Genomic DNA, 14,032 nt, shown 5'->3' with positions numbered 1-14,032 from the left:
TCATGACGACATCGTTTGTTTTTCAGAGGCTTGATGGTTTTTGCGCCGGCGCCACATCATCATTTCCAGAGAGGCTATACAAATCAGCAGCCAGCCGAGACCAAGCGCGAGACCTGCTGCGATATCGGTGAAATAGTGCACCCCGATAAACGTCCGGCTTACAGCAATAAGAACGATTAACGCTGATAAAAGAACATTGATCGTCCATTTCCATTTTTTGCGAAGGGGACTGATCACGATCATATAAATCAAAAACCCGTAAAACGCCATCGCTCCTGACGAATGACCACTCGGAAAACTGTAGCCCACACCGTCGTACTGCTCCAGCACTTCCGGCCGTTGCCGCTCAAACAGCAGCTTTAACCCTTTTGTTAACGCACTGATGCCGATCATATTGACGAGGAAGAACACCCACAGCCACCGGCTCGTTTTAGAAAAGAAAGCGAGATAAATCAGCGTCACAGCAGAAGCGGCCGTGATCCACCAGACAGACCCAAGCTCCGTCACCGTTCCCATGAACTGATCAAGTCCAGAGGAGGACAGCGATGCTGTTATATTCGACACGGCCTGATCGACCGCAAATTTTTCGTCTTCCATCACATCTTCCGCCAGCTCAATAAAGCCGTAAAACGCCGTACCCATCAAAAAGAAGCCGATGATGACTGTAACGACAGAGGCTTTGGAGGGCTCGGAAGGATGAATACCACGGAATAGCATAATGATGATCTCCTTTCACCCAAGGTCAACTACTCTTCTCTTACCCCTCTCCACACTCTTTGCAAACCGCTGAAAATGCCTGGATCAGCCTGTTCGTTGATAGATGTGCCATTTCGTTGATAGATTCATAAATGAATTGACATCTCCAGAAAATTATTGATCAAACCTTATTTTCATAGATAACCGCACAAAAAAGCACAGGAACCAGTCCTGTGCGTGCGTTCATTTCGGAGTCGGGGTCCCCTGGTGATGAACCATCTTCCACGTTTCTCCGTACTTTTTCCAAATTGAGCTCCGCCATGACGTTTTCCCTGTCTCTTTGATATGAAGCAGGAAGGTGGTCAGTGCAGCATCTTCGGCGAGCTGCTGTACTTGAAACTGCTCACATGTCAGACCGCGGTCCTCTTCCTGCGGCAGACGTTCCATCACGTGTTCTTTTCCGAAGACTGCCCCTGTACTGGATATTTCCTGGAAGTCATCAGCAAGCCGCCGGTCGAGCTCTTCTTTGGAAGACCTCACCTCCAGCGTTAACAGTTCCGTTTCCTGTTGATACAAATGGTCATGCAGATTCATGAGGAACGCTCCTTTCGTTCGATAAGTCCAAATCCGATCCCAGTCGGATCAACGAGATAGGCGAGGGAAAAATCCTCCGATTCCATTTTCCCCTTTACTACAAGCGCCCCACTTTTCTCAGCTTCTGCAAGCGTTTCATCAATGGAATAGACTTCCATATGGATACGGACGCGATGTGGAAAGTCAGCACCGCCTTTGGAAATGCCGCCATAGATGCCGTTCTCCTTTTCAGTGGAAACCGGTGCATACCCATGGGAAGGATCCCCAACGTCCCATCCGAACACATCTTTATAAAACGAGGCCGCTGTTTCGGGCTGCGGGATGCTCAGTTCGAACCCTACGATCTTTCCTTTCCTGTCTGGAAGCCCTCTCCTCCTCCATTCATGAATGCCGCCCCATTAAAACAGGGGTTACCCGCCAGTTCTCTTCAAGCACACATCCATCTCCTGTAAGTGTCACCACGAGGTTTCCAGGCTTGGCGTTTGTCAACAGCTTCGGAAACACATCCGATTGATACTGCCTGTGATACACCTCTTCGGCCCAGCTCGATAAAATGAGGTAACAGGACTTACTTTCCGTATGTCCCGCAAAAAATCCGCCTGTCATGCCGGGTGAAGCAGCCATCCCTGGATTCCAAACGTTTTCCTGTATGGTAAGAAAGCTGTCGAGTTTGTCTTTTTTCACCTGCGTGAAAGCCAGACGAAGGAAGGCAGCCTTCTCCAAAACGTCTGCGGGGGAGGTGCCTGTGATGTTGTACAGTGATTCATACAGTTGGACGTCCAGCCTTTCATAAGTTCGTTCCTGTCCGGATTGATGAAGCACCTCATCGTGGCTGTCCTTCATAAAAGCATCATAAAAGTGACGGTCCTCCCAGAAGGCGATAATAAAGGCGCGGTCGGGATGTTTTTTACTCCAGCCGCCGGCCTGCCCTAAAAACCCCGGAATTTCTCTGAGGAGACTCCATGAAGCCTGCGCTTCTGAAAAAGCCTCTTTCTTTTCAGGACTCACTTTACATTTCATTAATTTGATCAGCATGCAGATTCTCCTTATCCATGCACATGTACCCAGCCGGCATCCGACAAAAAATCTTTTCTTGTTAAGGAACGTTCTTCAAGAATTTCGCTTTAGGAAGGATGATCGCGTCATGAGACAACACAGCTATCACTTGTAAGACGAACTTCACCTTTTTTCACCACCCAGAATCAAAAACAGCGGAATTCTCATGCGCCGCTCATATTCCTCTTTCGTTTTATATGCATCCGGAGAAGGACAACCTTCTTTCAGTCCCGTTATCCGGAACCCCGCCTGCAGAAGCTCTTGAACATACACTTCTACGGGACGGTGATATTTGATGACCTCATGATCGATCCAATGTTCCTTCCGCTCTCCTCTATGAAAATAATCATCCACCACCCAGTTCGTACGCCCTCCAGGCTGATCAGACGGCGCTGTAGTCGATGTCAGTAGCGGATGCTGCACACTGAATACAAAGCGGCCGCCGGGCTTCAGGCCTTGATAGACGCTTCGGAAGACTACGGACACCTCTTCTATATAATGGAGCACCATCCTTGAAGTAATCAGATCATAGGATTCCGGTTCCATTCTAAAATCTTCCACCATTGTATGGTGAAGACGGGCACGGGCGGTTTTCAGGTTTTCCTGTGCGGCCTTAAGCATGTTTGCTGATCCTTCTACTCCCTCATAGATCCGGCAGCCGGCCCTGCAAAGGTCCAACCCAAAGGAGCCATCCCCACAGCCGAGGTCCAGCACCCGCTGGTCATGAACCTTTCCCATCATGTTTAGAAAAGCCGGCTTTTCCATCGCATTATTCGGACTATCACGCCGGTTGCGCCGGTGTAAAAAAGCATCAAAAAATTCATTTTTGTCATAAATAGATGAACCTTTGTATCCCATCCTGCCCCTCCTGATCAGTCATCATAAAATTCCATATGCGGCTTCGTCTTTTTGTAATGATCCATCCTGTCCGCCAATGTCCCGGTATGAAACTCGAATTTATGCCCATCAGGATCTGTAAAATAGACCGATGACCGATCGCCGTCCTCCCGTTCCCTGCCGCTTAAAATGTTTACACCCCGGTCCTCCAGCTTCAAGACCATTGATGGGAGTTCGTTTTCCTCTATGGAAAAAGCGGTATGCGTGTAGGACGCCTGCTCAGGCCTCGGTATATTCTTTTCTTCGTTAAGGGCCAGCCATATCCCTGCAAGATCAAAGTAAGCGGTCGTTTTCCCCTTCGCAAGCAGACGAGCGCCAAAAATGTCCTGATAAAAATGGATGGAGCGCTCCAGGTCTGAGACTGAATAAAGAAGATGGTTTAATCCAACTGCCCTCACCAATCGTCACCCTTTCTATGAATCTTTATTTATTATTTCAAAATAATTGAAGGTTTTCAATCTTCTTCCACACAAAAACCCCGGAATGAGTTTTCATTCCCGGGGTTCTCCGCAGCGGCATGTGTAGGCGTCAAAGGTGTATTCTTTATAAAACAGGGGAGCTGATTCATCCTCCACCGGCGTTTGGTATACGTGGACAACAGGAGCCACATCCTGCGCGGCCGCTTTGGCTGCAGCGGCTTCTATATCCTCTTCCTTTTCAATTACATAGCTGTTCATGGCTTCAAATAACGATTCGTGCGGACAGACATCATAGGTAACCGCTCTAAAAGCCCTCATGATACGCCCCCTTCTTCTTCATAATAATCGAGTACAGCATCTACATAATAGATATCCCCGTAACAGGCATCATACTGCTCAGCTTCTTCCCGGATACAGCTGTATTCCCCCGTACCCTTCAACTCTTCATATTTTTCTGCTGAAAAAGAAATGGCCAGTTCCTGTGTATATTCGCCGCCACGGTTCATGACATAATCGATAAAACCGGCCCCGAAGTTGTAGGCCTGCAGGGCAAGCTTGACATCGCCATCTGCCTTTTCCAACGTTGTGGCAAAGTAGGACACACCCTGCCTGATGGATACTTCCGGATCTTCTATACACCCGACTTCCCCGCAATAGGACTCAGACGCCTGCATCGGGTCATCCCCTCGGCCGCCGGATTCCTGCATCATAAGGGCCAGCAGCACATCCGTCTGGTCTGCAATCCCCTCTTCGGCTGCGTATTTCTCCACTTCCTCTTCATACTGCCGGACATTGTTTGATAGCGGGTCCGTCTGTTCCTCAACGATACTGCTCATCACTCCACCACCGCCAGCTTCCTGTACGATGAGGTAAACAAGACCAGCCGCTAAAAGGAGAAAAAGAAAAGGTCTCCACGGACCGGATGTGTTTCGTTTACTGGATGCCATTGCCTTTCCTCCTTTTCTTCTCTCTTCATCATACAATAAGATGAATAGATTGATAGAATAAATGCTCATGAAACCGTCCACAGAATAGCTTTTAAATATTGTAAAAGTCCTGGCCTTCTCCGGGGCTACTCTTGCTTATTGGTGGATGTCTGCCTCCGCCACATATGGCCTACACAGCCATCCGGACCAGCGGAATGTTCTCTAACTTTAAAACGAAGGCATTGTTAAAGTTTACTGTTGATATTACTACAAAAAGGAACTTCCGATTTTATGAAAGTTCCTTTTTTATATTTGACTTATTCAACTTAAGCCCCCGTTACCCAAAGACTCGATTTCGAGATGTAGACATTATACGAAACCTACCCTCCCATTATTAAAGATAAATAATTTATAAAAGCAAACCATCCCAAGGAAGCTATACTTAATGTAAGCACAGCAAGTGACAGATAAGGGTGATAGCCCGAATCTTGTTTTGATCGTACTAAGAAATATATTGCGCCCAAAATACTTACTACAAATATCAATCCCAAGATAACATTCATTACATTAGACAGTCTGATTCCGATACCAACAAGTACGTTAATTAAGTAAATCAGGTTAACAATTACTGATATTGCTAATAATATTTTCTTCATAGTACCTCCTTAATCAATGGTAGTGTGTTCATTAATAAATTCAGCCTTTACATAATTCCAATTATTTCAAATGGGAGTAAGGACCTCAATCCTTTCTCACTAAAAAGAGACTCATCTTTACTGCAGATAAGCCTCCGATAGTTGAATTCTTGAATTTAAAATTAATTTATCATCTTTGGTGTATCTGTATCACTCACTTTTATTTCTATCTTGTTTTTTAATTTTGTGTTCTATGATTGCCCAATATAAAGTAACTCCCAACGCAATTATCATAGTTATCGCAAAATAAGCACTCTCTCTCAACCCATTAATAGTTAATAGTAGGGCAATTATTAATAGGGTAATAGAGGTTGATTGTGATATTCGTGCTTTCCTTTTCATCGATGACATACTTTGCACTCCAATTATTATTTTTTCTTCTTCTTCCCAATGTTATAACCTGTAATAATCCCAGCAATAGTGAAGATAAGTATGCCTTCATCAAAGTCATTGAAAAACAATCCAAAGCCTGTCCAGACTACTAGAAAGGCTAATATTGAACTTATTAAAGCTCTCAACTTCCCCCACCTCTCCCGAAGTACTCTTCTTTAAGCACCTATCCGGTTCTTAACTATGTATTGAGCGAATGCTTATATCGCAAACGCCACCGATACAGAAAGAATTGTTTTCAAGACATTTTAGTATAAGACTTTAAATGAAAACCGTTGTATAAAAAAGAAATATTACTACACATCACTTTTTAAGTTACTTGTTACGATAAGATATACAAAGAAACTTACTCCAATAAATCCTAATATCCCTGATAAAGTAAGCAAGACGTACTGCTCAACATACAAAATGCTGACAGCAAATATAGCAAAACAAAGGATAATCCCTAAAATATTTAAGATAGTATTCCTCCTGCCTTTCATAATCCCCCCTCCTATTATAAAAAACTCTTATTACATATACGATACCATCCCAATTGAGTTTCAAACTGCCTAATATCTCGAATTCAAGCCTTCCGCAAATCTGCCCTTTACTGGAAGACTCAGTTACAAGGTATATATCCAATTCGGGGCAAAAATTCAATGATTACATCGTGAAAGTAGAAAATCTAAAATTATCATAATAGAATGATCGTTCGCATTCTTCGTATATCAACAACAAGCTTTAAAAGTGTCAAAACTAAAAAAAGCTGTCGAAAGCTTTCTCGACAGCCTTAAAGCCTCCTTTTGCGGGAGGCTTCTATCACTCATCCAAATAGATCATCTGAGGTTTAGGATGACTTAAAAAGTCATGGTGTGAAATCGTCCAGGCATAAGCTCCGGCATATTCAAAAACAACAAGATCTCCGGCACGAAGCTTATCCACCTTCTCCCCGCGGACGAGCACGTCATTCGGCGTACATAGTTCTCCAGTAATTGTTACATCCTGATTTACAACACCCGGACGCGGCCAGTTTTTCTCCCACCTATCTACAGGAATGACCTGGAACGGTTGACTCATTTTCCACGCCGCCGGCAGACGAAGGTGGTGGGAGCCGCCGCGCACAAGGGCAAAGGCTTGCTCATGGTTTTCCTTCACATCCAGAACCTCTGTTACATAATAACCACATCCGGCTGTCATATAGCGTCCCAGTTCCAAAATCACTGTCATGTCCCCGGCTTCTTTCTCCAATTTTTGAATTCCTTCAACGAACGTCATCCAGTCAAAAGGTGTGTCCGGGTCCCAGTAATTGATACCGATGCCTCCCCCGACATCGACGGTTTCCAGATCCAGGTGGAACGCGCCGGCCCAGTCCTTAGCCTTCTGGATGCAGAGACCGGTAAAAGCTACGTGCTTTTCCGCATCGAGGTTGTTGGACATGGCGTGAAAATGGAAACCTTTCACATCAACATGATCCAGTCCGGCCGCAGCCTTCAGAATATCCGGCATCTGATATTCATCAATACCGAACTGGGTGGGTGTTCCAGACATCATATGATGACTTTCCGGCACATCCTTCCGAAGGTTGACGCGCAGCAGGACAGGCATGACTTTTCCAGATTTCCCAGCCGCTTCATTGATCCGGTATAGATCGTGAAGGCTCTCCACATTGATGTACCGAATCCCTTTTTCTACAGCGGCTGCGATTTCCCTGTCTTTCTTAGCAGGCGCACCGAAAAGAAGCGGCCGTTCTCCCCCTGCTTTATTCATCTCCTCCTCTGATGCCGTGTCAAAACCATCTACGATAGGAGTAAGCGCCGCTAAAACATTAGGGTCCGGGTTTGCTTTTACAGCATAATACAATTCACAAAAATCCGGCAGGCTCGACTTCAGTGATTCCGCATGGCTTTTCAGCTGCTGTAGGTCATAGACATACGCACAGACGGGATCTTTTCCTTGATGCTTTTCATTTATGATCTTCTCGATATCCATTCCTTATTCCTCCACAACCTGACGCCCTAACGGATTCGGCACTTCATTGTACCCATACCCCTGACTGTTCGTAAGACGCATTTTTGTCAACGATTTGTGCATGACCACAGGCTGATAGAGGAAATCACGGTCTTCCTTCACAGCCTTGTCCGATGCTTCATCAACTGCCAGCTCGTCCAGTATCTGTTCACACTGCTGTTTCACCACGTCCCAGAACCACGTCTCTCCGGCATTTGTCCACTCACTCAGCTGGCGGATGATTTCCCCGAGGTGATTTTGGAAGACCGTGTAATACAGCTTATGGTGCATGTCGGACAAGTTGTTCGTCACACTGACAGAATCAGCGGCGAACGCCGGGGTATGACCGCGGCTGCGGAGACGGTCTGTATAAATGCGCGATCCGCCCCAGTCACGAAAGAAGAAACGGGAAAGACGGCCGTTTTTGAAGACGGGAATACTGTTCTGCAAATGCCCCTCCAGGGCGATGCCGTATTTCACCATCAGCTTCAAATAACCAGGAAGAACCTTCTCAACATAGGACTTGAAAAAGGATTCCGATGCTTCTGCTATCGTAAGGTTTTCACAGCGGCTCAGTTCTTCGATTATATCTCTCAAAACGGTCCGGCCGCTGATCGGAGATTCGGCATAGAGGGCCATTCCAGCCACCGCCCATTCTTCATCCTCCAAATGATGATCGATGTCTTCCCGCAGCAGCATTGTTAAATTCCTGCTTTTAAGGCGGTCGTCCGATTTGAAGGCCGCACCGGAAAGCTCCATCAGAGGAACGAAGCTCTTCATATCTGATTCTTTCTCGTAGATGTCCTGAATCAGACGGGAAAAGACAGTGGAATTCATAGCCGTCTGCATCGAAATCGACCGGATCGTGGATGTCATCTGGCTGTTGACCGCCAATTTCATGACCGGTTCATTCCCTCTCGGGGCCACAGTTCGAAACGATGAGGTAGCTTCCGCATCCAAGTATGGCTGATCCAATAGAACAACCACCCCGCTTTTTATCTCATTTTCATAAATAACGGGAAGAGCGTTTTCCATCTGCCACGGATGGACAGGGACCACCTCATACTCCCCCGCTTCATACCCTTTATCTGCAAGCTCCCGTCGGGCAGCCGTTGCCTGATCCGTAAAGTACTCCTCCAGGCCGGTCTCTGTCATAACAAGCGCACTCCGCCTCACAGCCGCAAACCGGATGGTAAACGGCTGATGAAATTCAGGTGAAAACCGGAACACATCTGGATAGGAAAGACCGAGTTTCGTCTTAGCTCCCGGGTGTAAATGATGCCCCTCGACGACAAGTTGTTCGAAAAACAATCCTGGCGAAAATCCGGACCCTCTTTTAGAGGCCAGATAAGAAAACAGTGTATCCGCTCCAAGATTATGGGCTTCCTTCTTCACTCCATCCTTCCATACCTCATCAAAAGCAAGTGCCATTGTTAAATTCGCCGTTCCATTATTCAGTTCCCGTGTAAATGGGAATAGGTTCGGAAAATCCTCCACGGAAAATAATAGATGAAGAAGGTCAGCCGCTGATTCCACACGCCGGCAGCCTTCGCTGGAGACAAACAGGATTCCCTCCGCCGTTTCAATCATTTGGAAGGCAGATACCCGGCGGATCGGAAATAAGACACCATAATCCCCCCGGCAGATGAACAGATAGTCCCTGCCTTCTTCGAGAGGCTGGTTTTTCAGCCCCTTATACAGAGGCTCTTCGGAGACGGGGATTCCATCTGCCAGCAGCGTCCCACGCTCCACTTCAACCTTCCGAGCGGTTTGATACATCCCCTGAATGTTCTCGCGAAGGATCGAATCGGCCAGTTTATGCAGAATTCCCTTTCTCCCGTTATCTCTATGTTTATGGAAATAGGATACGAGTTCCGGATACGAAGTGGTCAGGAACTCCAGACACTTCTCCTCTTCAAAAATCGGTCGGGGCATCGTGTGAAGATCTGTAGGAATCATTTCTTCGTCACCTCCTTTGTCAGTGGATTGGGAGCATCCACATAACGATAGTCTGTATATTGATCTGTGAGTCTCATTTGAACGAGGGCTTTCATCTTAGACGGGCCGGAACATAAGGCCCTCTCGTCTTCTTCCGCCTCTCGTTGAATGGAAGGAAGCTTCTTCAACTCTTCATATTGATCATGAATAACCTTTCGGACTTCCTCCCACATCTCATCCTCTCCACAGCCAAGGGATCTTGCGAGAGCCGTAATGATTTCGCCGAAGTGATTATGAAGCAGCGCATGAGAAAAGACATGCAAAAGATCCTCCGGCTGCTCGGTCAGCAGGTTCGTAGCCGGATCAATCGGCAGCTGATCAAAAAAGCGTTCGAGCCGCCCGCTCATCATCCGGATGCCGCCATAATCTCTCAAAATGATACGCTCAGGCCGTCCCTTTGAAAATACAACCACACAATTCTGCAGATGGGCTTCCATTCCAATACCATACTTCGTCAAAAGCGTCAGAATCGGCGGGAGGACGGCCTCCGCATAGGCTTTGATAAAAGATGCTGCCGTTGAATGTTCCATCGACTCCATCATTTCCCGGGCAATTAACCGACCGCTGATTGGGGAGTCAGCTACAAGAGCAGCCGCCGGGACAGCGACTTCGTCTTCATTCAGATCCTGTTCCGGATTTTCACGTAGAATGGCTGCCAGATTCTTCTGCTTTTCATGTCTGACGTCAGCAGATAACGGACCTTTGGGTTCGTAGTGTAGACCGGCGGATTCCTTCATCGCAGACAGACGCCCGGCCAAATCAGGGTCCTGACTTAACAGGGTTTCAAAAAGACGGGATAAGGCAGGACCGTTCTTTGTTGAAGCGGCGGACACGGTCCTGACTGCACTCGTCATTTGTACGTTCACAGCCGTTTTTATATGATGGCGGGTGACGCTTCCTTCGGGAGCAAGGGTACGAAAAGAAATCAAGGCTGTCATTGGAAGGGTGTACGCCGGGACCGGAAATACCAGACCGCTGTCCAGTTCTTCCTTATAGTCCGGTTTTATCGTATGCTCCCACTGCCAGGGATGGACAGGAAGAAGTTCATAGTCCTCCTTGTTGACTTCCTTCTGTCTACAGGCCGCTTCAAAAGCATGCTCCAGCCCTTTATATTCTTTGAATAAAATGGATGAAGCTGTTTCCGCCCCCATCGTCGTCTGTCGCACGACGTCTTTATGTACCGCTGCCGGAATGACACCTGGATTCCCCGCCCATTCCGGCGCAAAAGTGCGGATGTCTTCCGTACTCAAACCCATTCGCGTGCGTGATCCGGGATGGATTGTATGTCCCTGAATGACCCACTGTTCAAAATAGACGAGTGGACTGAAAGAAGCATTCTCACGTTTTTTATGTTCCACATAGGACAGCATCGTTTCCGCTCCCCGTCTGCGGGCTTCTTTAACGGCGGTCGTTTTCCTGATGGATGCCGCCTCAAGGGCCAGGGCATAGTTTGAAGCACTATTGACCATTTCATCATAAAACCGCTGGACGGACTCTTTTTCATCAGGGGCATACAGGAAATCCAGCAGCTGTTCCGGCGTTGTGACCACAGTCTCTACCCCATTATCGTCTATATGAAAGACACGGCTGATATCTATTTGTCCGAGCATGTATGTTTTTTCCACGATTACATGGATCATTCCTCTTTTGGATTTCAAGTGGATTTCTCTGTCCCCATTCTTCCATTCATAAGCAAAAACATGCTCACGTATGATGGCTTGAAGAAGCTGATGGAGCACAGACAATGACGCTTTTTCTTGATGCTGAAGTTTACTTATTTCTTTCATTTCTGTCACCTCTTGCCGGGGTTCATTTTATGTACCGGGGTCTATTCCCTCAAACAATAGGGAATAATCTCCCCATACTGCCTGTAACGTTAGAATACTCTTCTTCCCCCTCTGGTTATGCTCTACCTGTTGTCCAAAGACAGAAAATATTTTATACTTGATAATGATTATCACTATAAAATCACATGTAGGAGTCATATTTATGAAGACTGCATTCCAAAACATTCAAAAAAACCATCGCATCTACATCGGGAGCCCGCATGCCGGACATGTCTCACACAACGTCACAGACCTGATTGAAAACAAAGAAAACCTTGAACGTCTGTTGACCGCCCAGGCGGACAATCTTGCAGCCCCGAATCTGTCTGTTGCCGGGCTGTTATTTGGAAAAATGTACTCGGTTCTTACGATGGGTCTGTTTGAATCCATCGTCCGTCATGGCATTTTGTTTGATGGACACCCGGAGCATTATGGGATTCAACAGAAAGAAAAGAACGTCATGAATTACATCCTTGCGGAAGGTTGCGCCCATAAAGTCGAAGATGTATCCGAGGAATATGTAAAAGCACAGATTCGTACGTTCATCGTACATCATCTCCAGCCGTTGTTCCAGACAGCCGCCCACGTCTCCAAATGCAAGGCTGCCCATATGCGTTCCATCGTTTCCCACAACCTGCATCAGCGCATGTGTGCGCTTGAAAAAGAAGGGGTGGATCCGGATCAGCTGGAAAAAGTATTCCGCTGGTTCACATCAAACGAGCTATTCCATGAAAATGAGCGCAATCCGCTCTACTTCAAATTCCGTTGGTACACCTCTGAAGAGGGAAAACAAACTTATGTCCGCCGGCACTGCTGCATGAAATATATGCTCCATGATGCGGATAAAAGCAAATGCTGTCCGACCTGCCCGCTCATATCCGATAAGGAGCGCAGGGACCGGATATAAGGAAAACCCCCGCCAGGCTTACGCACTGGACGGGGGTTGTTTTTATGCTTTCATTTGATTGTATTTCTGTTCTACGAGCTGGACGAGCGGATGACCGGCGTCCAGACCTGAAACGCGGGCCAACGTGGATTGAAGTCCTTCGTTTTTCAATTCTTCCTGGATTTCAGCTGCTTCCGGATCCTCCTTATAATCATACAAGAGGGCGGCAGCAATAACTTCTGCCAGGTGGGACGGCTCTTCGTTCATACGTTCAGCATACTCGAAGGCTGGACGAATCAGACGGTCTTTCGGTCCAAGCTTCCTTTTCGGGGCACGACCGACGCGGGTCACTTCATCAGATAGATCCGGGTTTTCAAAGCGCTCGATGATTTTATCAGCATACGCTTGATGTGTTTCTTTGTTAAAGCCGTACTTCTCTACAAGAACGGCCCCTGTTTCAGCAAGCGTACCACGAAGAACATCCTTCACTTTTGGATCATTCATCGCTTCCATAATCGTTTTATGACCATAATAATAGCCGAGATAAGCAGGAACCGCATGCCCCGTGTTCACGGTAAACAATTTCCGCTCAATATACGGCGTTAGATCACTGACATAGGTAATCCCTTCGACAGCCGGGCGCTCTCCTTTAATTGCCGGTGTTTCCACAACCCACTCATAGTAAGGTTCTACCTTGACGGCCAGCGGATCTTCGTTAAACTGGTCAGGAACAATACGGTCGACCGCTGCGTTCGGGAAACCTGTTTCTGCAAGCACAGCGTCCGCTTCATCGCCCTCAAGATGCTCTAGAACGGAGGCTTTTAATGATTCACTACCACCAATCATGTTCTCACAGGCGATCACATTCACAGAACCACCGTTGTTCTGGCTGCGCTGCTTCAAGCCTTTAGCTAAGAGGCCTGAGATGACAGAGAGAATGTGGGGGCCGACCGCTGTCGTAATCAGATCCGCTTCAGCAATCGCTTCAATAACGGCCGCTTCCTGCTGGATACTGTTCAAACCGGAAACGTGATGGACTTCCAGGGATTCAGCTGAGCCGGCAAGCTCCACCGTGTAACTCCGGCGTTCATTCAACTGATTGATCAGCGTTTCATTGACATCGACGAAAATCGTTTCGAATCCTGACTGGTCCAGCAGAGCCCCGATAAACCCTCTGCCGATATTTCCTGCTCCAAAATGAACGGCCTTCATGTTATTCCACCTCGCTGAACATTTGAATGACTTCTTCCTTGCTTTCCGCTTCAATTAACTTTTGTACGTTTTCTTCTTCCGAACATACAATCGCAATTTGAGAAAGAATTTCAAGATGCTCATCGCCTTTACCAGCAATACCGATCAACAGCTTCACGATGTTTCCGCCTCCGAAATCCACACCTTCTGGTACCGTCACAACACTGATCCCTGTTTCAAGTACCGCTTTTTTTGCACCTTCTGTACCATGAGGGATCGCTACAAAGTTACCCATGTATGTGGAAGTCAGCTCTTCACGTTTCAGCATTTCATCAATATAGGACTCCTCTACATACCCTTGACCATTTAAAATACCGCCTACATAACGGATCGCTTCTTCTTTCGTCGCCAGGGTTTGGTTCAGTTCAATGTTTTCTTTTGTCAAAATGTTGTTAGACATGATTCATTC

Annotated in this window: 15 protein-coding genes; 1 reads left to right on the top strand and 14 read right to left on the bottom strand. The window is 46.9% G+C overall.

The genetic code is table 11. The features are described 5' to 3' along the window. The 12 genes from H615_RS0102435 to H615_RS0102365 form a co-directional block, all read right to left on the bottom strand. Positions 1-717 (bottom strand): phosphatase PAP2 family protein, encoded by a 717-nt coding sequence (locus H615_RS0102435; RefSeq protein WP_027953667.1) that lies wholly within the window; start codon positions 715-717, stop codon positions 1-3. Between the two features lie 222 nt (positions 718-939). After that, the gene (locus tag H615_RS0102430) at positions 940-1,290 is read right to left on the bottom strand and encodes a nuclear transport factor 2 family protein (protein ID WP_027953666.1); all 351 of its coding nucleotides are present in this window, start codon (positions 1,288-1,290) and stop codon (positions 940-942) included. Continuing rightward, positions 1,287-1,613, bottom strand: a complete 327-nt coding sequence (locus tag H615_RS0102425; protein ID WP_342341472.1) for a VOC family protein — start codon at positions 1,611-1,613, stop codon at positions 1,287-1,289. The genes H615_RS0102430 and H615_RS0102425 overlap by 4 nt, the downstream gene beginning before the upstream one ends. A 58-nt stretch (positions 1,614-1,671) precedes the next feature. Then, a complete protein-coding gene (locus H615_RS20720; RefSeq protein ID WP_051254560.1) occupies positions 1,672-2,325 on the bottom strand; it encodes a YdbC family protein in 654 nt (217 codons plus the stop codon). A gap of 144 nt (positions 2,326-2,469) precedes the next feature. Further along, the gene (locus tag H615_RS0102415; protein ID WP_027953664.1) at positions 2,470-3,204 is read right to left on the bottom strand and encodes a class I SAM-dependent DNA methyltransferase; all 735 of its coding nucleotides are present in this window, start codon (positions 3,202-3,204) and stop codon (positions 2,470-2,472) included. Positions 3,205-3,218: 14 nt separating this feature from the next. Further along, entirely contained in the window at positions 3,219-3,641 is a 423-nt protein-coding gene (fosB, locus tag H615_RS0102410) for a metallothiol transferase FosB (RefSeq protein ID WP_027953663.1), read from the bottom strand. Between the two features lie 93 nt (positions 3,642-3,734). Further along, positions 3,735-3,980, bottom strand: a complete 246-nt coding sequence (locus H615_RS0102405) for a hypothetical protein (RefSeq protein WP_035531167.1) — start codon at positions 3,978-3,980, stop codon at positions 3,735-3,737. Beyond that, positions 3,977-4,609 (bottom strand): lysozyme family protein, encoded by a 633-nt coding sequence (locus H615_RS0102400; protein ID WP_027953661.1) that lies wholly within the window; start codon positions 4,607-4,609, stop codon positions 3,977-3,979. The genes H615_RS0102405 and H615_RS0102400 overlap by 4 nt, the downstream gene beginning before the upstream one ends. 359 nt (positions 4,610-4,968) lie before the next feature. After that, on the bottom strand, positions 4,969-5,244 hold the full coding sequence (locus tag H615_RS0102395; protein WP_027953660.1) for a hypothetical protein: 276 nt from the start codon (positions 5,242-5,244) through the stop codon (positions 4,969-4,971). 1,230 nt (positions 5,245-6,474) lie between these two features. Then, positions 6,475-7,644 carry a type III PLP-dependent enzyme gene (locus H615_RS0102375; protein WP_027953657.1) on the bottom strand — a complete coding sequence of 390 codons (1,170 nt, stop codon included), beginning with the start codon at positions 7,642-7,644 and terminating at the stop codon, positions 6,475-6,477. Between the two features lie 3 nt (positions 7,645-7,647). Continuing rightward, positions 7,648-9,621 (bottom strand): IucA/IucC family protein, encoded by a 1,974-nt coding sequence (locus tag H615_RS0102370; RefSeq protein WP_027953656.1) that lies wholly within the window; start codon positions 9,619-9,621, stop codon positions 7,648-7,650. Beyond that, positions 9,618-11,447: an IucA/IucC family protein gene (locus tag H615_RS0102365; protein WP_027953655.1), complete on the bottom strand. Its 1,830-nt coding sequence runs from the start codon at positions 11,445-11,447 to the stop codon at positions 9,618-9,620. Before H615_RS0102365 ends, H615_RS0102370 begins: the two co-directional genes overlap by 4 nt. Before the next feature lie 202 nt (positions 11,448-11,649). Between H615_RS0102365 and H615_RS0102360 the strand changes: the two genes are divergently transcribed. Continuing rightward, positions 11,650-12,393: a hypothetical protein gene (locus H615_RS0102360; RefSeq protein WP_027953654.1), complete on the top strand. Its 744-nt coding sequence runs from the start codon at positions 11,650-11,652 to the stop codon at positions 12,391-12,393. Between the two features lie 42 nt (positions 12,394-12,435). Here H615_RS0102360 and H615_RS0102355 read toward each other — a convergent pair whose 3' ends face one another. Continuing rightward, complete coding sequence (locus H615_RS0102355) at positions 12,436-13,584, bottom strand: mannitol-1-phosphate 5-dehydrogenase (RefSeq protein WP_027953653.1); 1,149 nt, start codon at positions 13,582-13,584, stop codon at positions 12,436-12,438. Between the two features lies 1 nt (position 13,585). Then, complete coding sequence (locus tag H615_RS0102350; protein ID WP_027953652.1) at positions 13,586-14,023, bottom strand: PTS mannitol transporter subunit IIA; 438 nt, start codon at positions 14,021-14,023, stop codon at positions 13,586-13,588. Positions 14,024-14,032: the final 9 nt, after the last annotated feature.

Source organism: Halobacillus kuroshimensis DSM 18393, from assembly GCF_000425705.1.
GTDB lineage: Bacteria > Bacillota > Bacilli > Bacillales > Halobacillaceae > Halobacillus > Halobacillus kuroshimensis.
This window is presented reverse-complemented; position numbering and strand designations above follow the sequence as displayed.

Coding starts and splice junctions, on each gene's coding strand:
- H615_RS0102360 (WP_027953654.1), top strand. CDS start 11,650: ATGAAGACTGCATTCCAAAACATTCAAAAAAACCATCGCATCTACATC.
- H615_RS0102365 (WP_027953655.1), bottom strand. CDS start 11,447: ATGAAAGAAATAAGTAAACTTCAGCATCAAGAAAAAGCGTCATTGTCT.
- H615_RS0102350 (WP_027953652.1), bottom strand. CDS start 14,023: ATGTCTAACAACATTTTGACAAAAGAAAACATTGAACTGAACCAAACC.
- H615_RS0102430 (WP_027953666.1), bottom strand. CDS start 1,290: ATGAATCTGCATGACCATTTGTATCAACAGGAAACGGAACTGTTAACG.
- H615_RS0102370 (WP_027953656.1), bottom strand. CDS start 9,621: ATGATTCCTACAGATCTTCACACGATGCCCCGACCGATTTTTGAAGAG.
- H615_RS0102435 (WP_027953667.1), bottom strand. CDS start 717: ATGCTATTCCGTGGTATTCATCCTTCCGAGCCCTCCAAAGCCTCTGTC.
- H615_RS0102405 (WP_035531167.1), bottom strand. CDS start 3,980: ATGAGGGCTTTTAGAGCGGTTACCTATGATGTCTGTCCGCACGAATCG.
- H615_RS0102355 (WP_027953653.1), bottom strand. CDS start 13,584: ATGAAGGCCGTTCATTTTGGAGCAGGAAATATCGGCAGAGGGTTTATC.
- H615_RS0102400 (WP_027953661.1), bottom strand. CDS start 4,609: ATGGCATCCAGTAAACGAAACACATCCGGTCCGTGGAGACCTTTTCTT.
- H615_RS0102395 (WP_027953660.1), bottom strand. CDS start 5,244: ATGAAGAAAATATTATTAGCAATATCAGTAATTGTTAACCTGATTTAC.
- H615_RS20720 (WP_051254560.1), bottom strand. CDS start 2,325: ATGCTGATCAAATTAATGAAATGTAAAGTGAGTCCTGAAAAGAAAGAG.
- H615_RS0102375 (WP_027953657.1), bottom strand. CDS start 7,644: ATGGATATCGAGAAGATCATAAATGAAAAGCATCAAGGAAAAGATCCC.
- H615_RS0102415 (WP_027953664.1), bottom strand. CDS start 3,204: ATGGGATACAAAGGTTCATCTATTTATGACAAAAATGAATTTTTTGAT.